This is a genomic window from Halomonas halmophila (genome assembly GCF_006540005.1).
GTDB classification, from domain to species: Bacteria; Pseudomonadota; Gammaproteobacteria; order Pseudomonadales; family Halomonadaceae; genus Halomonas; species Halomonas halmophila.
Genome location: NZ_BJOC01000022.1, coordinates 81,297 through 103,286, shown reverse-complemented (window position 1 = coordinate 103,286; position 21,990 = coordinate 81,297). Strand labels below are relative to the sequence as shown.

Below are 21,990 nucleotides of genomic sequence, written 5' to 3'. Positions count from 1 at the left end.
GACTCAGTCGGCTCGAGCACGAGTCATGGGCGACAGATTCAACAGGCTGTGCAGCAATGCCATCACCACCAGCGTGGCCGCCAGTGCCACGCACATCGAGCTGAAGCGATACAGCGCATCATAGAAGAAATCCTGATTGGGCCCGAGATACTGGCCATACAGAATCCCCAGAGTGGTCAGGCCCCCGAAGCCGACTCCCGAGCCCCCACCCTCGAGCAGATGCGCGCGACTGAACAGCATCAACCCGATCCAGTAACTCAGCAGCACCAGCAGCAGGTGGTCACTCTGCGAGAACAGCACCAACTGCAATACCAGCGCCATGTTGCAGCCCAGCAGCGTGCCCACGGCGCGCTTGATGGCCGATAGCCGGGCACCGTGGTAGCCCAGCGAGAAGAGGATCAGGATGGTCGCCATCTGCGCCGACAGGGAGTCTCGCAGGTCCAGTAGTTGAAACACGAGAAAGGACAGAGTGGCGGTGATGGCACCGATCAACGTCTGGTGTCGAATCAGGGCAGCTGATTTCGCCTCGCCTGCGGGTGGCGTCGACGCCGACCGGTTCGGCAGCAGCCAGTACATGACTGCCGCAATCAGCACCGCCAGCAGGCTCGCCACCAGATTACTGGCCAGCAGGTCGGCAAGATCGAGATCGGGATAGCTGGCAAAGTGCATGAGCACACTGAGCGTCAGCACCCCGTTGGCACCGAAGACAAACAAGGGCCCCCTGGCCATGAGGCGGAAACGAGCATAGAACAGCAGGAACACCAGCAGCGTCATGACCATCGGCATATGCTGGGTCAGGCCGACCACCAGGCTCACTTCCAAGACATTGAGACAGGCATTGCCCAGGAACTGTCGCACCACATGCGCATTGAATACCGGGATAATGCCCAGCAGAAACATCGGAAAGACGGTAAAGAAGACCCCATAGTTCCAGCCCATCAAATGACTTATCAAAAAGCCGATGGTCGCCCCGCCGGCAATCCTCAGACACTGTCGGAAATGATCATGCGTGAAGGCCGATTCCCCGGACACCGTGGAGGCCTGCCCCCTGTGCGGCATCAACAGCCCGACGGAACGGGCCAACAGGCGACGCACCCCCTGCCCCAGCCCCTTCAGGCTATTGTTCGGCTCAATAGACATGATGCAACCAGGCCATCAGATGGATCTGGATACCACCGAAGAGGCCGGCCAGCGGATTCTCTTGCGGCAACAACTGCACCGTGGCGCGTGCACCACTGACCAGCATGGGCTCGGGCGGCTCCTTGACGTCGAGGTGCAGGCGGATCCTCTGGGCATCGCGCACCCAGCGATCGGTGGTCGGTATATCCGCCAGACTGCCGTTGGCCATCAGCTGTCCGGCCTTCACCCCGGCGTCCCAGGACGTCACCTGCGCCTTGAGAACGCGCCCCGGATAGGCATCGAAGACCACGCGTGCCGGCTCTCCCTTCTGAATATGGCGAAGACTCTTTTCCCGAAAATCGGCGACCAGGTCGAGGCGCTGCCCGACCAGTGCCATGGCCGGCTGCCCTCGGGTGGCATAATCGCCCTCCCGCAGTTGCAGATTGGACACCACCCCGTCGCGCTCGGCGCGTACCAGGGTGCGGGAAAGATCGAGCTCGGCCTGGTCGATGGCATTATCGGCCTGGCGCAATTGGAGGTTACCCGCACCTCGCTCCCCGAGCTTGACCTCAAGATGTCGAACGCGGGCCTCGGCCGCCTTCACCGCGGCGCTGGCCTCGCGTTGATTGGCGGCGATCTGCTCGAAGCGCTGGCGCGACATCCCCTGACGCTGGACCAGAGTCTCGGCACGGCGTCGCTCGGCCTCGAGCTCCTCCGCCGTGGAGCGGGCGGATTCGAGTTCGGCCCTGGCCTCGGCCAGATCGGCCCTGATCAAGGCATTATCGCGCTGGACCGCCTGGCGGGCCAGACGAGCTTCTTCCAGGGCCAACTGATAGGGATCACGTTCGATGCGAAACAGCACGTCTCCCTGCTCGACGGCCTGATTGTTATCGACCGCCACGGCCTCGACACGCCCCCCAACCTCCGGAGCCACCTGGACGACCGGCCGCAGAACGCGGGCCTGGGGCGTCATCGGCATGAAGGTGTCGGCCACCACGAAGTACACAAAAAGGATGCAGAAGGTCACGAGCGCAACGCGGACCCAGCGTGCAAAACGCTGATCTGGAGACATGGACGAATTCCTGGACAGACGATCCCGGCGTCGGTTCCGGCAAGCCTGGCTCACCGGGCGTCACCGACACGACGAAAGTCGTACAGGCTAGCATAAACGTTAGCCTGCTAAAAGCATTCCCTCTCATATCTCCTGTACGTTGGAACCGTCGTGGACCGTCTCTATGCCCATGTAGCCACAGCGGCGTTACCATGGCAGCAGGATACACAGCGGCCCGTGGCTGCTGTCGCTCGGGACACACAACGGCCATCGCGAGAAATGGCCCGAAGGAGATTGCATGAACATCGCCAAGTGCTCGATGCTGATGACCGCCCTGCTGACCGGACTTCTGCTGAGCGGCTGCACGACCTATACCTGGCAGGACGGCAGTCGCGAAACGGTGTGGGGCGTACCCGCCGAGGATGAAACCAAGACTCGGCAGGAGCGCCTGCGGGAAGGACCACGCTATCGAGTGCCGGGAGAGATTCCGGAGGGGCGCTGATGGCGCCCCGGAAGCGACCTTATCTGGCCTATGAAGAGGCCAAGCGTTCGGCCACCAGGCGCGACAGGGCCTGATGGTCCGCGTCGAAACGACGAATGCCCTCGGCAAGCTTGTCATTGGCCATGGGATCGGCATTGTGCTGCCAGCGGAAACTCGCCTCATCGATGGCTTCGTCAGGCGAGCCATGCGCGCTGCTCATCTTGACACGAGGGGTGACATCGCCCTCGCTGGAGGCCAGTTCCTCGAGCAGGGCCGGCGAAATGGTCAACCGCGGGCAGCCGGCCAGGGCCAACACCTGATCGACCGTACGGAAGCTGGCGCCCATTACCACCGTGGCATGCCCGCCTTGATCGGCACGCCGACAGACACCGCGCACGAATTGAACGCCGGGATCCTCTTCCGGCGCGTACTCCTGGCCCGTGGCCTGCTTGTACCAGTCGGTCACCCGACCCACGAAGGGAGACACCAGGAAGACTCCGGCATCGAAGCAGGCCTGCGCCTGAGCATCGCTGAACAACAGCGTGAGGTTGCAGTTGATGCCTTCGCGTTCAAGGCGCTCGGCGGCGCGAATGCCTTCCCAGGTGGCCGCCAGCTTGATCAAGATGCGTTCGCGTCCTACCCCTCGCTTGTCGTAGGTCTCGATCAACTCCCGGGCCTTGCGCAGGCTGGCTTCGGTATCGAAGGACAACGCGGCCGGCACCTCGGTGGATACCCGGCCGGGAATCAGGCCGGCAATCTCGCAGCCCTTCGCCACGGCGAGCCGGTCGATGGCTTGTGCCACCGCCGCATCGTCATCCCCGGACACCGCCGCCAGCTCCCGGTCGATCAGATCCTGATAGGCCGGCATGTCGAAGGCCTTGAGCAGCAGGGAGGGGTTGGTCGTGGCATCCTGGGGACGGTAACGGCGAATGGCGTCCAGATCACCGGTGTCAGCCACCACGAGGGAATGTTCTCGCAATGCATCAAGGCGCGTGGTCATATCGAGCTCCTGTCAGTTGTGGGGAATGGCATGATGGCGATGCAAGGCATCGCGATAACGGGCATAGACCCGGTGGTAGGCCTCGACACTCGCGGGTTGCGGCTCGGCCGAGGCCCCGGGATCCAGATGCACCAGGCGCTCGCAGAGCGATGCCAGGCTGGTGGTGGCCCGGCGATCACACCAGGCCGCCTGCAAGGCCCCACCCAGCGCCGCGGCATCGGTGATCTGCGGGCAGACGACCGGGGTCCCGGTGATATCGGCGACCATCTGTCGCCATACCGGGCTGCGGGCACCTCCCCCGATCAGGCGAATCTGACTGGCGCCCTCGGCCAGCGGTCCCAGCCGCTCGAGCCCATAACGCATGCCGAAGGTAGCGCTTTCCACCACGGCCCGACACAGATTGGCCGAGGTGGTATTGACACTGTTGAGCCCCAGAAAACTCCCGGTGGCCTGGGGCAAGGCCGGTACCCGCTCGCCATTGAAGAACGGCAGGGTCGTGACCCCCTCCGCCCCGATCGGCGCATGTGCGACCCGTTCGTTGAACCCGGCGACGTCCAGCCCGAACAGTTCGCGGACGCGATTGGTCGCCGAGGTCACGTTCATGGTGCAGATCAACGGCAACCAGCCGCCGCTGCTGGCGCAGAAGTTGGCGACCATGGCGTCCTCGGCCACGACCGGCCGCTCGGAATAGGCACAGACCGTGCCCGAGGTCCCCAGGCTCAGCGTCACCAGTCCCGGCGCGATGTTGCCGGTGCCGATGGCACCCAGCATGTTGTCACCACCGCCACTGGCCACCAGGACGTCATCGCGCAGCCCCAGCTCGCGCGCCAAGGCCGGCCGCACCACGCCGGCCGGCTGCTCGGCCTCGATCAGACGCGGCAACACCTGCTCCGCATCGAGTTCCGGGGCGACCTCCGCCAGAACATCATGCCGCCAACAGCGGCGATGCGTGTCGAAATAACCGGTGCCCGACGCATCTCCCGCTTCGGCGACCCGTTCGCCGGTCAGCCAGAAATTCAGATAGTCATGCGGCAGCAGCAGCGTGGCGATACGCCGATAGCGTTCGGGATGATGCGCCCTCAACCAGGCCACCTTGGAAGCGGTATAGCCGGTCTGCAGCACCAGCCCCAGCTTTTCGAGGCAACCCGCTTCGCCCCCCAGGCGCGCGACCAGATCGGCATTCTCGGCCGCGGTTTCCGTGTCGCACCACAGCTTGGCCGGGTAGACGGGCTCGCCGGCCTCATCCAGGGCCACCATGCCGTGCTGCTGCCCGGATACGCCGATGGCGCGCACCTGCTGCGGATCGACTCGCGCTTGCGTCACCGCCGCCTTGAAGGCCTCGCGGAAGGCCGCGATCCAGTCACCGGGCTGCTGCTCGCGACGCCCGTTCTCACCCTCGTCCAACCGGTGCGCACGACTCGCTTCGCCGAGCAGGCGGCCGGCTTCCACATCGACGACCACCACCTTGGTACTCTGGGTGCCGCAATCCACTCCGATATACATCCTTTTCCCCCTCAAGCCTGGACCAGCGACTCAAGGGTAGCGCGTGCGCCGACTTTGTGCAGGCTATCGAGCGCCGTGCGATACGCCTCGACGAAACGCGGCTGTTCAGCCAGATCACCAAACAGCTCGCGCTGCTCGATGAAGGCCAGCGGCTGACGGGATTGCGCCACGGGCTTCAATGACTCACTGAGCCGATCCACTACCTCGATGGGCTCGCCGGCTTCGTCGATGCCCTCGGCGTAACGCGCCCAGCTGGCCACCACGGCCGCGGCGCGATGCAACTCGCCACCGCTGGCCAGCTGCTCGCGTATTACCGGCAGCAGCCACTTGGGAATCCGGTCGGAGCTCTCGGCGCACAACCGAGCCAGGGTGTCGCGGATCTCCGGATTGGCGAAACGCTGGATCAGGGTACGCCGATAGTCGTCGAGATCCACCCCGGGCAATTCCGCCAGGGTCGGCGACGCCTCCTTGACCATGTAATCGAGCAGGAAGTTGACAAAGAGCTCGTCCTGACAGACCTCATGGGCATAACGATAGCCGGCCAGGTAGCCGAAATAACACAGCGCCTGATGGCTGGCATTGAGCAGACGCAGTTTCATCAGCTCATACGGTTCGACATTATCGACCAGCTGCACGCCGACGTCCTCGAATGCCGGCCGACCCTGGGTAAAATGATCCTCGAGCACCCATTGGGTGAAGGGTTCACAGACCACCGGCCAGGCATCCTCGATAGCAAAACGTCGAGCGACCTCATCGATGTCATCAGGGGTGGTCACCGGGGTGATGCGGTCGACCATGGAATTGGGAAACGCCACCTCACGCCGCATCCAGTCACCCAGCTCCGGATCCCGCGCCGCGGCGAAGGCACTGAACATGCGCCCTGCCACTTCCCCGTTGCCCTGGATGTTGTCGCAGGACATGACCGTGAAGGGCGCCAGCCCCCGTTCACGGCGCCTGGCCAGAGCCTCGGTCACCAGGCCGAAGCTGGTACGCGGAAGGCTCGACGATGTCAGATCCTGATGCACGGCGGGCTCGTCGAGATCGAATTCTCCGGTGACCGGATGCAGGTTATAGCCGCCCTCGGTCACCGTCAGCGAGACGATTCGGATGGCCGGATCGGCCATGGCCTCGATCACCGCCAGCGGATCCTCCGGGGCATGCAGGTAATCGATCATCGAGCCGATCACCCGCGGCTCGTAGCGACCGTCGGGATGCTTGACCACCAGGGTGTAGAGATGGTCCTGGGCCGAGAGGAGCTCTTTCATGCGGGCATCCCCCGGCATCACCCCGACCCCGATGATTCCCCAGTCATGGGCTTGCCCACGAGACATGAGTTGGTCCAGATACATCGCCTGATGGGCGCGATGAAAACCGCCGACGCCGATATGCACGATACCCGGCGTGATAGCGCCACGGTCATAATCGGGACGCGCCACCTTCGCCGGGAGCCTGGCTAACTGGTCGTTGCTGAGTCGTGTCATGTTTATCTCTCCTGGCGATTGTGGGTGGGCGACAAGCAAGCGCCCGTCGCCATGCTGCAGGCCCTGAGCGCTGTCGGCACAGTCCTGGTGTTGGTGTGTGTCGTAATGGATTACACCGGGCGCCACGCCAGATCGGCGGCGACCGAGTGCGCCTTGATGAGGCGGGCATTGCGCATGTCCTTGTCGCGGGTGCGCTCGAGCGCCCCGTCAGGATCCTGGCCCATTGCCTGCCAGCGCTCTATGAGGCGGGCTTCCAGGAGGTCATCATCAACGTCCAGGAAGAGCGTGAAATCGAAAATATGATGCAGCGCTGACCAGGGGGCCTCGTCGAGCAACAGATAGTTGCCTTCGACGATGACTAGACGGTGACGCCGCATGACCTGCCGCGCCCCGGCCCGGGCCAGATCCAGCGGACGGTCGAACACCGGCACGGCGACCCTATCCTCGCCACGACGGATTCGCTCCAGGTCATGTTGCAGGCCGACGCAATCGAAGGTTTCCGGTGCGCCCTTGACCGGCAGCAGGCCGCGGGGCTCGAGCACGGCATTGTCGAAGTGGTAGCCATCCATGGGCACGACCACCGTACTACCCGGCTCACGGTCATCGAGTGCCTGACACAGGGCTTGAGACCAGAAGGATTTGCCCGCCGCCGGCGGCCCGGCCAGCGCCACGATGAAACGGTCACGCCGCCCCGCCGCTGCAAGCAGCCGAGCCACCACCTCATGAATATCGGCTGTCATGTCAGCTGTCCTGCCTCCTTCGCCTACTCGGACACTAGCAGGGTCGATCCGGGCGCGGAGTCGCATCCGGCCATCGACCGGTAAAGCTGGTACCCATGCGACGCGCGACCGGCGCCGGGGAATATCAGCTCATCCAGTTGCCGCCATCCACATTGAGCGTCTGGGCAACCACATACCCGCTATCGTCGCTGGCCAGAAAGACGGCCGCGCCGGCGTAGTCATCAGGGCGCCCCATGCGCCCCATCGGGACTTCCTCACCGACCAGTCGTTTCTTCTCGCCCAGCGGACGTCCTTCGTAACGCGCGAACAAGGCATCGACTTCCGCCCACATCGGCGTGTCGACCACACCCGGAGCGATGCCATTGACACGAACCCCATGACGAATCAGATCCAGACCGCAGGACTGAGTCAAGCTGATCACCGAGGCCTTGGTGGCACAGTAGGTACTGACCAGGGCCTCGCCTCGGCGCCCCGCCTGGGAAGCCATGTTGATGATGGCACCGCCCTGCTCGTGCTCGACCATGACCCGTGCCACGGCCTGCAGGGTGAAGAAGAGTCCCTTGACGTTGACGTCGAACTGGCGATCGAAGCTGGCCGCCTCGACTTCCAGTACCGGCGCCATGTCAAACACAGCCGCATTGTTGACGAGAATATCGATCCGCCCGAAATGCTCCAGCACCTCCGCCACCATGGCATCGATGGACGCCTGATCGCGCACATCCAGTGACAGCCCCAGGGTTCTGTCGTGGTTGCCCAGCTGCTTCAGGCCTTCATCGATGGCCCGGTCATCCACATCGGCAATCACGACGCGCGCCCCTTCGGCCAGATAACGACCGGCAATCGCCAGGCCGATGCCCTTGGCACCCCCCGTGATCACCGCCACCTTGTCGGCAAGCTTCATTTATCCCTCTCTACATCCATTAGTCGTTCGAGCCGTGTCTGTCGCCATTGCGCGACCAGCCCCGGCAGTTCATGCATGCGTGCCATCACCTGCCAGCTCCCGGCCATACGCAGCCGCTCGTCCTGACCGGGCATGACGTGACTGGCCCCGGTGAAGCCGACCACCGTCATGCCGGCCGCACACGCCGCCGTGACACCGGCCACGCTGTCCTCGACCACCAGGCACTCGCCCGGCTGGCATCCCAGCTCATCAACCGCCAGCCGATAGACCGCCGGATCCGGCTTGGGGCGCGCCACCTGCTCGGCACAGAAGATCGGTGAATCGCCCAGACAGGCATCCAGCCCGGTATGCACCAATGAGGCCCTGACCCGGCCGCGATGGCTGTTTGACACCACCGCCATCGACATGCCGAGTGCGCCTATCGCCTCCTTCACCCCGTCGATGGCGGTGAGTTCCAGCGCCAGACGGCGCTCGATTTCCGCATCCATGGCTCCCAGCGCATCGGCCGGAAGATCATGCCGGCTGAAGGCCGCCAGCCGATCCAGAATGGCGGCCGTCGTCAGCCCCAGGGCCTCGCCCAGCCGGGCATGAATATCGACATCCGGCAGCCAGGTCGCAAGTCGTTCGACCAGCGTCGCCTCGGCAATCGCCTCGCTGTCGACCAGCACGCCATCACAGTCGAAGATCAACATCTCCATGGCGACTCCTCAGGCCTCGGCATCACTGGCCGCACGATGGTCCAGACGGGTCAGGGATGCCAGCGGATGACGCTCGAGACTTTCCAGCGCCATGTCGTCACCAGTGAAAAGATGGCCGCGGCGCGGCTCGAAGGTGAAGCGCACTTCATCACCGACCCGGTGCGTCACATCGCCGTCGACCATCAGGGTGATCAGCTCGTCGTCCATCTCGACATATAGCGACGTCTGGCCACCCAGGCGCTCGATGACCTGAATCCGGCCCTGCAGCGGACCGGTCTCGTCGAGCACCAGGTGCTCGGGACGCACTCCCAGGGTCAGCGCCTCGCCCGGCTGACAGCCTGTGCCCTGCACCGGGACACGGGTGGTATCCCCGCCAGGCAAGCGGATGGTGACACCATCGGCGGCGGCCGACTCGGCACTGACCGGCAGGAAGTTCATCTTCGGCGACCCGATGAAACCGGCGACGAAGCGGTTGCGCGGATGATGATAGAGCTCCATCGGCGAGCCCACCTGCTCGACCACACCGCCCTGAAGTACGACGATCTTGTCGGCCATGGTCATGGCTTCGATCTGGTCATGGGTGACATAGATCATGGTCGCCTTGAGCTCTTCATGCAGGCGTGCCAGCTCGATGCGCATCTGAACCCGCAGGGCCGCGTCCAGGTTCGACAGGGGCTCGTCGAACAGGAAGATGCTCGGATTACGCACGATGGCCCGACCGATGGCCACACGCTGACGCTGACCGCCGGAAAGCGCCTTGGGCTTGCGATCCAGCAAGGGCTCGAGCTGCAGGATACGTGCCGCCTCGAGCACCTTCTCGCGCCGCGCTTCCTTGTTCTCCCCGGCCAGCTTGAGGCTGAAGCCCATGTTGTCCTCCACCGTCATGTGCGGATACAGCGCATAGCTCTGAAAGACCATGGCCAGCCCGCGTTCGGCCGGTCCCAGGTCATTGACGCGCTGATTCTCGATGACGATATCGCCGGACGTGGTGCTCTCGAGCCCGGCAATCATGCGCAGCAGCGTGGACTTGCCACAGCCCGATGGTCCGACGAAGACCACGAACTCCTGGTCCTTGACCTCCAGATCGACCCCCTGGATGACCTGGGTATCCTCGAAGCTCTTGACGACGTTATTGAGTTGCAGAGTTGCCATGAAATTGTCCTCTTATTTGACGGCGCCAAAGGTCAGGCCACGTACCATCTGTTTCTGGGTGAGCCAGCCAAAGACCAGGATCGGTGCAATGGCCATGGTCGAGGCGGCGGAAAGCTTGGCCCAGAAAAGGCCTTCAGGACTCGAGAAGGACGCAATATAGGCCGGCAGAGGGGCCGCCTGGGAAGTCGTGAGGTTCAGGCTCCAGAACGACTCGTTCCAGCTCAGGATCACCGACAGCAGCCCTGTCGAGGCAATGCCCGGCAGCGTCAGCGGCATCAGCAGATAGACAATCTCCTGCAGGGTACTGGCGCCATCCATGCGCCCGGCCTCGAGAATGTCCTGCGGCAGATCCTTGAAGAAGGTGTAGAGCATCCAGACCACGATGGGCAGGTTCATCAGGGTATAGACGATGGTCAGTCCGGTCAGGGTATCGAGCAGCCCGAGATCGCGGAAGATCAGGTAGATCGGTACCAGCACCCCGACCGGTGGCAGCATCTTGGTCGATAGCATCCACAACAGGGTGCCCTTGGTCCGTTTGGTCGGCAGGAAGGCCATCGAATAAGCCGATGGAATGGCAATCAGCAGGGCCAGCAGGGTCGATCCAAAGGCCACCACCACGCTGTTCCAGGCAAAGTTGAAGTATCCCGCCCGCGCCTGGACGTCGTGATAGTTCTCCAGCGTCGGCGAGAAAAACAGGCTCGGCTCGGCGATCGCCTCGGCCTCCGTCTTGAAGCCGGTCAGGATCATCCAGAAGATCGGAAAGAAGATGATCAACGCCACGGACCAGCCCAGCACGGCTATGCCCAGGTTGCGTAAGCGCTTGGACCTCAGGGCCGCATTACCGCGGGCCGCATCCATGGGTGCATCCTTGTGCGACAGGGTCGTCGTCATGTGGGGTTCTCCTCGACAGGCCGGGTCAGTCTTCCAGGTTCTTGGCCACCATGCGGACCAGGAAGATGGCGACGATATTGGCGAGAATGATCGCGATCACCCCACCCGCGGATGCCGTGCCGACATCGAAGTCGAGCAGGGCTCGGATATAGATCAGATATGCCAGGTTGGTGGTGGCCAGCCCCGGCCCACCCGAGGTGGTGACGAAGATCTCGGCGAACACCGTCAGCAGGAAGATCATCTCGATCATGATCACCACACTGATGGCCCGCTTGAGGTGCGGCAGCGTGATGTTGAAGAAGATGGCAATGGGACCGGCACCGTCCATGCGCGCCGCCTCGACCTGGTCGTCATCCAGGGACTGGATAGCTGTCAGCAGGATCAACAGCGCAAAGGGCAGCCACTGCCAGGACACGATGATGATGATCGAGGTCAAGGGCAGGCTGGAGAACCAGTCCATTGCCGGCAGGCCGACGGATTCCGCCATCCAGGCCAGCACCCCGTTGGCCGGATGCATCATCATGTTCTTCCACACCAGGGCACTGACGGTGGGCATGACGAAGAACGGTGAAATCGCCAGCACACGGGCCACGCCACGCCCGAAGAAGTCCTGCTGAAAGAGCACGGCCAGCAGAGTGCCCCCGACGACGGTAATCGCCAGCACCCACCCGACCAGTAGCAAGGTTGTGCCCATGGCCGACCACAGGGCCGGATCAGTCAGCAGGTATTCATAATTCTCGGTGCCGGCAAAGCCTTTCATGCCGGGCATCAGAAGGTTGTAACGCTGGAAGGAGAACCACACGGTCATGGCCAGTGGTATCAACATCCAGAGCAGCAGCAGAGTTACCGCGGGGGCCTGCAGCGAGAGGGTACGCAGACCACCGACGGTACGACCGGAGGCACGAGTCTTGTTCATGGGCCGTTACTCGTCGGTTGTAATGCCAGCAAGGGCGGGAAGCGCGGCGGTGAAGGGACACCGCCGCGGATGTTACAGAGCGATCACTCGATGTACCCGGACCGTTCCATGGTACGCTCGGTCGCACGCTGGGCGGAGTCCAGCGCCTGTTCGACGCTGACCTGACCGGTCAATGCCGAGGCGATCATCTGGCCTACCTGGGTGCCGATCGACTGGAACTGGGGAATACCGACAAATTGCACCCCGACATACGGATTGGGCTCCTGGGTGGAGTCCAGCGGATCCGCCTCGCGAATGGCGTCGACCACGAAGCCGGCGAACGGAGCTTCTTCCTGATAGCGCTCACTGGCATAAGTGGACTCGCGCGTGCCGGGAGGCACATTGGTCCAGCCTTCACGCTCCGCGACCAGCTTGACGTACTCTTGTGAAGTCGCCCAACGAATGAAGGTCTTGGCCGCTTCGGTCGAGTCCGAAGAACTCGGAATCGCCAGGGCCCAGGACCACAACCAGTGCGAGCCCTTGGGGGTATCGGCAATCGGCGCGGGCGCAAAGCCAAGCTGATCGGCGACCTTGGACTCCTCGGGATCGAACAACTTGCCGGCCGCGGAGGTGGCATCGACCCACATGGCACAGCTGCCACGCGAGAACAGCGCCAGGTTCTCGTTGAAACCGTTGGAACTGGCCCCCGCCGGACCATAGTCGTTGAGCAGGTTCACATAGAAGGAAACCGCTTCCTGCCATTCCTTGCTATTGATCTCGGGGTTCCAGTCCATGTCAAACCAGCGCCCGCCAAAGGTATTCACCAGAGTGGACACGAAGGCCATGTTCTCGCCCCAGCCCGGCTTGCCACGTAGACAGATGCCGGCGACTTCATTCTCGGGATCATGAAGCTTGCCGGCCCAGGAGCGCACCTCTTCCCAGGTCGGCTGCTCGCTCATCTCGATACCCGCCTGCTCGAAGAGATCCTTGCGGTAATACATCATCGAGCTTTCGGCATAAAACGGTAACGCATGCAGGGTATCCTCATGACTCAGGCCATCACGCACCGTCTTGAGCAAGTCATCGGCCTTGTAGGACTCTGGCAAATCATCCAGAGGCTCCAGCCAGCCCCGCTCGGCCCAGATCGGCGCTTCATAGCTACCGATGGTCATGACATCGAACTGCCCACCCTGAGTGGCAATATCCGTCGTCATGCGTTGACGCAGAACGTTCTCCTCGAGCACCACCCAATCCAGGGTGATATCCGGATGCGCTTTCTCGAAGACATCGGTGAGGCTCTGCATGATCACCATGTCGTTGTTGTTGACGGTACCGATCGTGATGGTTTCAGCCTGCGCCGCCGTAGCGGCGGTGGTCCCCAGTGCCGCAAGCGCGGCAAGCGGAAATAGACGATGACGCTGCATGGCATGCTCCTGTTGATTCGACGCCTTCACAGGAAGGCCTTCTTGTTGTTGCTCGACGGGGCCAGGCCCCACGCTGATCCGATCAATGAAATCAACGATTGATCAAATGATCGAACAAGGGCAGCCAAAACGCAAAGCCAGAAGACTTAGACTTTAGGCTAGGCTGGGGATGCGAGCTGCGAGCTGCGAGGTTCGAGCCACGAGATTCGAGCGGCGAGTGGCGAGTGGCGAGCTTCGGGGTCAGGGGTCAGGGGTCAGGGGTCAGGGGTCAGGGGTCAGGGGTCAGGGGTCAGGGGTCAGGGGTCAGGGGTGACTTCGAGCTTCGGGGTCACTTCAAGCTTCAAGCTTCGAGTCATTGACTCCCAACCGCTCGTTTCTCGTACCTCGTTCCTCGCGTTTCACCCCTCGCCCCTCAGGCATGCTCGACGATATACCGCGCCACCTGCTCGTCGGTAACCAGGCTCTTCAACCAGCCACCCCGCAGCGCAGCCAGGATCGCCGGGGCCTTGCTGCGCCCTCCGGCCAGCGCCACCATTTCCTGGTTCCGGAACATCGACAACGGCAGACTGGTGACACGCCAACTGGTCGAGCAGTCGATCAGTTCGCCGTGGGCATTCATCGGCCAGCCAAGCAACTCGCCGACGGCTTCCCGCTCCAGCAGTTCCTCGAGCTCGGCCTCGCTGATGAAATGATCCTGGAAGAGTGTCGCCTGGCGGTCGATGCGCCCTACCCCGATGAAAGCGGCCTCGGACTGATGAGCCACGCCGGCAATCGCCTGGAACAATGGCTGCCCCAGCAGCGCCTCCTTTTCCTGAACAGAGCCCGCCACTACCGGCGCCGGCAGCAGAAACCGCTCGCTGCCGGTCTTGTCGGCCAGCAACATGACACCGTCATAGCGGTTGGCCGAACCATCCCGTGCAATATTGCCGACCAGCGACACAATGCGATGCTGTGGCCGATCAAGCCGTCGAAGCGATTCGACCATGGCGCGTACCGAGCGACCAGTGCCCAGTGATAAGGTCAAAGGCTCGGAGCGTTCCAGGAGCCGCGCCAGTCGTTCGGCACCTGCCACGGCCAGGTAATGCGCATTATCAGCCCCCGCATCGGCATCCGCCGGCACCACATCACAGAAGCCCAGATCAAAGGCATTGCGAATCGACTGGGAAAGCGCCGTACATTGGGCGATGGGATGATCGATGTGCACCTTGACCAGGCCTTCCTGGCGAGCCAGGGCCAGCAAGCGCTGCACCCCGGGACGCGACACCCCTAGCTGGGCGGCAATCTCGTCCTGCGTCCGCCCACCGACATGCGACAGCCAGGCCGCCCTCGCCGCCTGGTCCAGCTTGACCTCGAACTTGTCCACGCTATGCACTCACTGACTGACGGGTATGCCCAGCATCATCGCAAGGTGGCCACGTTGGCACAACGCTCGCTCAGCGACGACGCAAGACAACACTAAGATTATTGGCCGGCATCTCGACCACACGATCCAGGACGAGCCCCTGGTTGTTTGCCTCGGCCACGACGGTGCCCAGATCACGAATGCCCCAGCGCGGATCCCGCTGCCGCAGATCGGCATCGAAAGCCGCATTACTGGAGGCCGTATGCCGCCCATCGCGCCGATAGGGCCCATACAGATAGAGCACACCCTGCGTCACCAGCTTCTCGCCGGCGCGAGTCAGTAACGCCTCGGTAACCTGCCAGGGCGAGATATGCACCAGATTGATGGCCACGATGGCATCCAGCTTGCCATCCGGCCACTCCCGGGTCGCATCCAGACGGATGGGAGAGGCGAGATTGTCGTGGCCGTAGGCAGTTCGCCAGGCCTCGATGGATGCCAGCGACTCATCCTCCAGGTCGCTGGGCTGCCAGCGCCAGCCCGGCATCGCCGTCGCACAATGCAGGGCATGCTCGCCACTGCCGCTGGCCAGCTCCAGTACCTCGGCCTGCATTGGCAACACCGCCTGCAGGACCTCGAGAATGGGTTGCCGGTTACGCACCGCGGCGGGGCTGCTGAGGGGCGTCGGGGATGTGCCCCAACGATTAGTTCGTGACATCATGAACTCCTGGGCATTGTCCGAAAGTGCCTGGAACACGGGACGGCGGTTATCGCCGTTCTGTTATTTTTCCGTTTCCACCAGAATGGACGCACAGGATAACGCATGGCCGGCTCCCTGCCCCTCTACCTGAAGATACAACGACATCTGCTGGATAAGATTCACAGCGGCGACTGGCCACCGCAATATCGAATTCCCCCTGAAGAACGACTCGCCGAGGAATTCGCGGTCAGTCGCATGACCGCCAACAAGGCCATCCGCGACCTGGTCCAGAAGGGATACCTGACGCGTCAGCCGGGAGTCGGTACATTCGTCACCGACCGCAAGGCCGAATCCTCGCTGATCGAGGTTCACAACATCGCCGAGGAAGTTCGCAGTCGAGAACACGTCTACACCAGCGAAGTCCTGCGTGCCGAAGCATTGGACGCCGACGACGAAACCTCGGTTTACCTGGGAGTCCGCAACGGCGCCCGGGTCTTCCATACCCTGATCGTGCATCGCGAGGATGGCGTGCCCATTCAGCTCGAGGACCGCTACGTCAATCCCAGCCGAGTGCCCCACTACCTGGAAACGGATTTCACCCGGCATACACCCAACGAGGTGCTGGTGGCGGCCTGCCCGATCAATGATGTGGAGCACGTCGTCGAAGCCGTGCTGGTCGACGCCGACACCGCACAGCGACTCGACATCACCCCCCACGAACCCTGCCTGAGAATGATCCGGCGCACCTGGTCAGGGGACCACCTGATCAGCTACGCCCGCCTGATCCACCCCGGCGACCGATACAAGCTGCGTTCCTCGCTGCATACCAACTGAACGGCGGCGACCGGCACTGATGTCACCCCGGCGCCCCTCCCCATTTCCATGGCTCTGCGACGCACGCCATACTCCTCAAGCGGCCAGTGCCTGCACCAGGTAACCCGCCGGCACTGCCAGCAGCAGGCTCAAGGCCATCCGTAGGAACCATACGACCACGATACGCCCTACCGACAACGGGATACTGGTGGACAGGATGCAGGGAATCGAGGCCGAGAAAAACAGTACCGAGGAAACCGACACCACACCGGCGGCGAAGCGTGCCACAAGGCCGGCATCGCCCATAAGCAGGGCCGGCAGGAACATCTCGGCGAGCCCCGCTGCCGAGGCCTGGGCCAGGGCGGCGGCTTCGTCCAGCCCCCAGATTGCCACGAAGGGATAGAAGGCCCAGCCGAGCCACTCGAACAAGGGCGTGTACTTGGCCAGCAAGAGGCCGGCCAGCCCCACTGACATGATCGACGGCAGGATACTGATCGCCATCAGCAGCCCCTCGCGGAAGTTCAGCGCCACGCTGGACAGCAGGCTCGGCGCCCGCTCGGCCACCTCGAGCCCGGTACGCCAAGCGGTGGCGAGACGACGCCCCGACACGGCCTCCGGCTCACCGTCACGCTTGCTGTCGTCCATGCTCGACAGGGGCGGAATCCGTACCGTGATCGCGGTCACCGTGAACGTGATGGCCAGAGTCAACCAGAAGTAGAGATTCCAGATCTCCATCAGGCCCAGCGTCTTGGCGACGATGATCATGAAGGTCGCCGATACCGTGGAGAAGCCGGTGGCGATGATCGCCGCCTCCCGAGCCGAATACTGTCCCGCCTGGTAGACCCGGTTAGTGATCAACAGGCCGATGGAATAGCTGCCGACGAAGGAGGCCACGGCATCGATCGCGCTCCGCCCCGGCGTGCGCCACACCGGCCGCATCACCGGCTGGACCAGTACACCGATCAGCTCGAGCAGGCCGAAACTGATCAGCAGAGCCAGAAAGATGGCACCGATCGGCACGATCAGTCCCACCGGAATGACCAACTTGTCGAACAGAAAGGGCAGCATGTCCGATTCGTGCAGAAAGCCGGGCCCCCAGCCGGTCAAGGCCATCACCGCTGCCGCCACACCGGCCAGCTTGAGCACGGTAAAGACCCGCTCGGTCATGCTGCGCCGCCAGCTTCCCTTGATCAGGGGATAGAGCGCCCCGGCGACGATCAGCGCCAGAGCATAAATGCCACTGCCCTCGCCCAGCAGGCTTCGCGCACCGGTCACCATGTGATCCAGCGGGATCGTCGTATTGCCACCGAGCGTCATCGGCACGAAGAAGATCAGTACCCCGACGAGGCTTGGGACGAACAGCTTGAACACAGTGGCCGTCGAGGGACCCCGACGCCGGGAATTGTCGGATGAGGAACTCGCCATGGAAGGCTCCTGGATTGTCATTGTGGGCTGGGGTGTTCTTGTGGGGATGCAAAGTGCCGTACTATTTGTATATACAACAGACCAAAGAGTTACGCCATTCTCCCCTGGTCTTCAGACTTAATACTTTGGTCGCACCCTTGCAGGACAACTTGACCAAAAGCATCCATGTAGTCAGTTAACATCTTGATTTTAATTACTTAAGTCATACTGCTTCGCGACTTTTCAAGTTCCGAAAGGAGCGCATCACACAGGGTGACGAAGAAACAAGAATGCGCTAGCCTTTTGTATATACAAATGCACCAGGAGGCGTCAGCATGACCCACCCCCGGACTCACCGACTCTGGCAGGACGTCACCGTCTTCGATGGCCAGCAGACCCTGCCCGATTCCATGGCAGTGATCGTCGAGGACGACCGCATCCACTCCCTGATCCCGATGCGTGAACTCTCGGCCTCCCTTGCCGATACATGCCTTCCGATGGGCAGCGGCGGTGTAATGACGCCGGGCCTGGTCGATTGCCACACCCACCTGGTATTCGGCGGCGGTCGCGCCGACGAGTTCGAGTCGCGTCTGGAAGGCGTCAGCTACGAGGAAATCGCCCGACGCGGCGGCGGCATCATCAGCACCGTGCGCGACACGCGCGAAGCCAGCGAAGACGCGTTGTTCGCCGCCGCCCTGCCGCGACTCGACGCTCTGCTCGCCGACGGCGTGACCACCGTGGAGATCAAGTCGGGCTACGGCCTAGACGTGGAGAACGAGCTCAAGATGCTGCGCGTCGCCCGCCGCCTCGGCGAGGCCCGGCCGGTGCGCGTCGTCACGACCCTGCTCGGCGCCCACGCCCTGCCGCCGGAATACGCAGGCGACAGTGACGGATACATCGACCTGGTCTGCGACAAGATGATCCCGGCGGCCGCGGCCGAGGGGCTGGCCGACGCCGTCGACGTCTTCTGCGAGAAGATCGCCTTCTCGGTGGCCCAGTGCGAGCGCGTCTTCGAAGCGGCCCGGGGCCATGGCCTGCCGATCAAGGCCCATGCCGAACAGCTGTCCAATCTGGGCGGCTCTGCCATGGCCGCCCGTCACGGAGCCCTGTCCGCCGACCATATCGAATATCTCGACGACGCCGGCATCGCCTCCATGCGCGATGCTGGCAGCGTGGCGGTGATCCTGCCGGGCGCCTTCCACACCCTGCGCGAGACCCAGCAGCCGCCCATCGCCGGGCTACGCGAGGCCGGCGTACCGATGGCCGTCGCCACCGATGCCAACCCCGGCAGCTCACCACTGTTCATGCCGACCCTGATGCTCAACATGGCCTGCACCCTGTTCCGCCTCACCCCGCGAGAGGCACTGACCGGCATGACCGCGCACGGCGCCCGGGCGCTGGGAATGCCCGAACTCGGCAGGTTGCGCGAAGGTGCGCCTGCCGATCTCTGCCTCTGGAACATCGACACCCCGGCGGAACTCGCCTATGCCGTCCAGCCCGGTCGACTGCGCCAGCGCGTCGTCGCCGGCCAACCCGTGGAGGATCAGGCGCATGGCCACTGAGATCGACATGAGTCCCTGGCAGGGCCGCGTTGACCCCGAGCCCGACAGCGATCGCTGGCATCAACGCGTCGCGCCTCTCGCCGAGGACGCCCCAAGCGGGTGTGCCCTGCTCGGATTCGCCAGCGATGCCGGTGTGGCTCGCAACCAAGGCCGGGTCGGCGCCGCCGACGGCCCCGCCACGATCCGTCGTTCTCTCGCGCCATTGGCCTGGCATCGCCAGGGACCGGCCTTCGACGCCGGCGACGTGAGCTGCGACGGCGACGCCCTGGAAGCCGCCCAGGAGGCACTGGCCGAGCGACTGTCCCCATTGCTCGACGCCGGCCACCTGCCCATCGTGCTCGGAGGTGGCCACGAAGTCGCCTACGCCAGCTGGCAAGGGCTCGCCCGGCACCTCGCGCCCCGCGAGACACGACCGCGTGTCGGCATCGTCAACCTCGATGCCCACTTCGACCTGCGCGACCCGGTCCATGTGCGCTCCTCTGGGACTCCCTTCTCGCAGATCGCCGAAGCGTGTCAGGCCAATGGCTGGCCGTTTCGCTACGCCTGCCTCGGCGTCAGCCGGGCCGCCAACACCCGAGCGTTGTTCCGGCGCGCCGACGACCTGGGCGTGTTGATCCGTGAGGATCGCGACATCACGCACACCGGAATCGACGCCATCCGGCGCGACCTGGAACGTTTCATTGCTCGTTGCGACGCCCTCTACCTGACCATCGACCTGGATGTCCTGCCCGCCGCCGAAGCACCGGGCGTCAGCGCCCCGGCGGCGCGCGGCGTACCCCTGGCACTGATCGAGCCCCTGGTAGAAACGGTACGCAACAGCGGCAAGCTGCGCCTGGCCGACCTCGCCGAGCTGAATCCCGAGCATGACATCGATGGCCGCACCGCCAGAGTGGCGGCACGCCTCGTTCACCTACTGACCCTGAACGGCTGAGTCTGCAGTCCGGCCGTCAGCCCCCTTACCGTGAGACCCTGCGAGGAACCAAGAAATGTCCCATACCGACAAGCGTCACGACCCCAGCCGCGAGATCGCCGCCCCCACCGGCAGCGAGCTCACCTGCAAGAGCTGGCTCACCGAAGCACCGCTGCGCATGCTGATGAACAACCTGCACCCGGACGTCGCCGAGCGCCCGGAGGACCTGGTGGTCTACGGCGGCATCGGCCGCGCCGCCCGGGACTGGGAATGCTACGACAAGATCGTCGAGACCCTTCGGCGCCTGGAAGACACTCAGTCGTTGCTGATCCAGTCCGGCAAGCCGGTGGGGGTGTTCGAGACCCACAAGGACGCGCCCCGCGTGTTGATCGCCAATTCCAACCTGGTACCGGCCTGGGCCAACTGGGAGCACTTCAACGAGCTGGATAAAAAGGGCCTGATGATGTACGGCCAGATGACCGCCGGCTCCTGGATCTACATCGGCTCACAGGGCATCGTCCAGGGCACCTACGAGACCTTCGTGGAGGCCGGCCGCCAGCACTACGACGGTAACCTTGAGGGTCGCTGGATCCTCACCGCCGGCCTCGGTGGCATGGGTGGCGCCCAGCCACTGGCCGCCACTCTGGCCGGAGCCTGCTCACTCAACATCGAGTGCCAGCAATCGCGCCTCGACTTCCGCCTGCGCACCCGCTATCTCGACGAGCAGGCCGAGGACCTGGACGACGCCCTGGCTCGCCTCGAGCGCTACACCGCCGAGGGCAAGGCGGTATCCATCGGCCTGTGTGCCAACGCCGCCGAGGTGCTTCCGACCATGGTCGAGCACGGCGTGCGTCCGGATATGGTCACCGACCAGACCAGTGCCCACGACCCGCTGCACGGCTACTTGCCCGCCGGCTGGACCTGGGACGACTATGTCGCTCGCGGCAAGACAGAACCCGAAGCGGTGGTCAAGGCTGCCAAGCGCTCCATGGCCGTGCACGTGCAAGCCATGCTCGACTTCCAGCAGCAAGGCATCCCGACCTTCGACTACGGCAACAACATTCGCCAGATGGCCCAGGAAGAAGGCGTCGAGAACGCCTTCGATTTCCCCGGCTTCGTACCGGCCTATATCCGCCCGCTGTTCTGCCAGGGCATCGGGCCCTTCCGCTGGGCGGCACTGTCCGGCGATCCCGAGGACATCTACAAGACTGACCAGAAGGTCAAGGAACTGATCCCCGACGACCCGCACCTGCACAACTGGCTGGACATGGCCCGCGAACGCATCAGCTTCCAGGGCCTGCCAGCTCGAATCTGCTGGGTCGGCCTCAAGGATCGTGCCCGTCTCGGCCAGGCCTTCAACGAAATGGTCAGAAACGGCGAACTCAAGGCGCCGGTGGTCATCGGTCGCGATCACCTGGATTCCGGCTCGGTGGCCAGCCCCAATCGCGAGACCGAATCGATGATGGATGGCTCCGACGCCGTCTCCGACTGGCCGCTGCTCAACGCCCTGCTCAACACTGCCGGCGGCGCCACCTGGGTCTCGCTGCACCACGGCGGCGGCGTGGGCATGGGCTACTCCCAGCATGCTGGCGTGGTGATCGTCTGCGACGGCAGCGATGATGCCCATGCCCGTCTCGGCCGGGTGCTGCGCAACGACCCGGGGACCGGCGTGATGCGCCACGCGGATGCCGGCTATGACATCGCCAGGGAGTGCGCGCGAGAGAACGGCCTCAACCTGCCGATGATCGATAAGTAAAACCTTCTACATCCACAGCCATACTTCTCGCTGGTACAGGGAGCACCGGTGGCAGGTCGAAGCGAAGGTCCGATGCCAAGGATGGCATCGGTAGCGCCCAGGGATGGGTTGACAGCGCCTTCGCGTAGTGCCTGCCACCGGCAAGCTCCGGCTCGGCGAGATGAGGAACT

The 21,990-nt window shown here is 63.6% G+C and carries 20 protein-coding genes; 5 read left to right on the top strand and 15 right to left on the bottom strand.

From position 1 onward, the window contains the following. Window positions 1-3: 3 nt before the first annotated feature. Window positions 4-1,140: a DUF2955 domain-containing protein gene (locus HHA01_RS08980; protein ID WP_141319877.1), complete on the bottom strand. Its 1,137-nt coding sequence runs from the start codon at window positions 1,138-1,140 to the stop codon at window positions 4-6. Next, window positions 1,130-2,191, bottom strand: a complete 1,062-nt coding sequence (locus tag HHA01_RS08975) for an HlyD family secretion protein (RefSeq protein WP_141319875.1) — start codon at window positions 2,189-2,191, stop codon at window positions 1,130-1,132. Before HHA01_RS08975 ends, HHA01_RS08980 begins: the two co-directional genes overlap by 11 nt. A gap of 277 nt (window positions 2,192-2,468) precedes the next feature. Here HHA01_RS08975 and HHA01_RS08970 point away from each other — a divergent pair, with 277 nt between their 5' ends. Next, complete coding sequence (locus HHA01_RS08970) at window positions 2,469-2,672, top strand: hypothetical protein (protein WP_141319873.1); 204 nt, start codon at window positions 2,469-2,471, stop codon at window positions 2,670-2,672. Between the two features lie 28 nt (window positions 2,673-2,700). Here HHA01_RS08970 and tal read toward each other — a convergent pair whose 3' ends face one another. The 12 genes from tal to HHA01_RS08910 form a co-directional block, all read right to left on the bottom strand. After that, window positions 2,701-3,651, bottom strand: a complete 951-nt coding sequence (tal, locus tag HHA01_RS08965) for a transaldolase (RefSeq protein ID WP_141319871.1) — start codon at window positions 3,649-3,651, stop codon at window positions 2,701-2,703. Between the two features lie 12 nt (window positions 3,652-3,663). After that, on the bottom strand, window positions 3,664-5,154 hold the full coding sequence (xylB, locus tag HHA01_RS08960) for a xylulokinase (RefSeq protein ID WP_141319869.1): 1,491 nt from the start codon (window positions 5,152-5,154) through the stop codon (window positions 3,664-3,666). A gap of 11 nt (window positions 5,155-5,165) precedes the next feature. Continuing rightward, window positions 5,166-6,635: a mannitol dehydrogenase family protein gene (locus tag HHA01_RS08955; protein ID WP_141319867.1), complete on the bottom strand. Its 1,470-nt coding sequence runs from the start codon at window positions 6,633-6,635 to the stop codon at window positions 5,166-5,168. Window positions 6,636-6,745: 110 nt separating this feature from the next. Continuing rightward, the gene (locus tag HHA01_RS08950) at window positions 6,746-7,375 is read right to left on the bottom strand and encodes a nucleoside/nucleotide kinase family protein (RefSeq protein WP_141319865.1); all 630 of its coding nucleotides are present in this window, start codon (window positions 7,373-7,375) and stop codon (window positions 6,746-6,748) included. A 124-nt stretch (window positions 7,376-7,499) separates the two neighbouring features. Next, window positions 7,500-8,276, bottom strand: a complete 777-nt coding sequence (locus HHA01_RS08945; protein WP_141319863.1) for an L-iditol 2-dehydrogenase — start codon at window positions 8,274-8,276, stop codon at window positions 7,500-7,502. Continuing rightward, window positions 8,273-8,974, bottom strand: coding sequence for an HAD family hydrolase (locus HHA01_RS08940; RefSeq protein ID WP_141319861.1), 702 nt, complete (start codon window positions 8,972-8,974; stop codon window positions 8,273-8,275). Before HHA01_RS08940 ends, HHA01_RS08945 begins: the two co-directional genes overlap by 4 nt. 9 nt (window positions 8,975-8,983) lie before the next feature. Then, a complete protein-coding gene (locus tag HHA01_RS08935) occupies window positions 8,984-10,126 on the bottom strand; it encodes an ABC transporter ATP-binding protein (protein ID WP_141319859.1) in 1,143 nt (380 codons plus the stop codon). Window positions 10,127-10,138: 12 nt separating this feature from the next. After that, on the bottom strand, window positions 10,139-11,017 hold the full coding sequence (locus HHA01_RS08930) for a carbohydrate ABC transporter permease (RefSeq protein ID WP_141319857.1): 879 nt from the start codon (window positions 11,015-11,017) through the stop codon (window positions 10,139-10,141). A gap of 25 nt (window positions 11,018-11,042) precedes the next feature. Next, window positions 11,043-11,933 (bottom strand): carbohydrate ABC transporter permease, encoded by an 891-nt coding sequence (locus HHA01_RS08925; protein WP_141319855.1) that lies wholly within the window; start codon window positions 11,931-11,933, stop codon window positions 11,043-11,045. Between the two features lie 83 nt (window positions 11,934-12,016). Then, window positions 12,017-13,336 (bottom strand): ABC transporter substrate-binding protein, encoded by a 1,320-nt coding sequence (locus HHA01_RS08920; protein WP_141319853.1) that lies wholly within the window; start codon window positions 13,334-13,336, stop codon window positions 12,017-12,019. A gap of 412 nt (window positions 13,337-13,748) precedes the next feature. Beyond that, entirely contained in the window at window positions 13,749-14,699 is a 951-nt protein-coding gene (locus tag HHA01_RS08915) for a sugar-binding transcriptional regulator (RefSeq protein ID WP_141319851.1), read from the bottom strand. A 70-nt stretch (window positions 14,700-14,769) separates the two neighbouring features. Continuing rightward, window positions 14,770-15,393, bottom strand: coding sequence for a DUF938 domain-containing protein (locus HHA01_RS08910; RefSeq protein ID WP_141319849.1), 624 nt, complete (start codon window positions 15,391-15,393; stop codon window positions 14,770-14,772). A gap of 105 nt (window positions 15,394-15,498) precedes the next feature. Here HHA01_RS08910 and hutC point away from each other — a divergent pair, with 105 nt between their 5' ends. Beyond that, entirely contained in the window at window positions 15,499-16,209 is a 711-nt protein-coding gene (gene hutC, locus HHA01_RS08905) for a histidine utilization transcriptional repressor HutC (RefSeq protein WP_141319847.1), read from the top strand. Window positions 16,210-16,284: 75 nt separating this feature from the next. Here the strand turns inward: hutC and HHA01_RS08900 are convergent, their stop codons facing one another. Beyond that, window positions 16,285-17,613, bottom strand: a complete 1,329-nt coding sequence (locus tag HHA01_RS08900; RefSeq protein WP_141319845.1) for a YjiH family protein — start codon at window positions 17,611-17,613, stop codon at window positions 16,285-16,287. 314 nt (window positions 17,614-17,927) lie between these two features. On the opposite strand from HHA01_RS08900, the gene hutI reads away from it, so the two are divergent. The 3 genes from hutI to hutU are packed head-to-tail and all read left to right on the top strand — an operon-like array spanning window position 17,928 to window position 21,820. Continuing rightward, window positions 17,928-19,154, top strand: coding sequence for an imidazolonepropionase (hutI, locus tag HHA01_RS08895; protein ID WP_141319843.1), 1,227 nt, complete (start codon window positions 17,928-17,930; stop codon window positions 19,152-19,154). Next, window positions 19,144-20,085, top strand: a complete 942-nt coding sequence (gene hutG, locus HHA01_RS08890; RefSeq protein ID WP_141319841.1) for a formimidoylglutamase — start codon at window positions 19,144-19,146, stop codon at window positions 20,083-20,085. The genes hutI and hutG overlap by 11 nt, the downstream gene beginning before the upstream one ends. Before the next feature lie 55 nt (window positions 20,086-20,140). Further along, entirely contained in the window at window positions 20,141-21,820 is a 1,680-nt protein-coding gene (gene hutU / locus HHA01_RS08885; RefSeq protein WP_141319839.1) for a urocanate hydratase, read from the top strand. The last annotated feature ends 170 nt before the right edge of the window (window positions 21,821-21,990 follow it).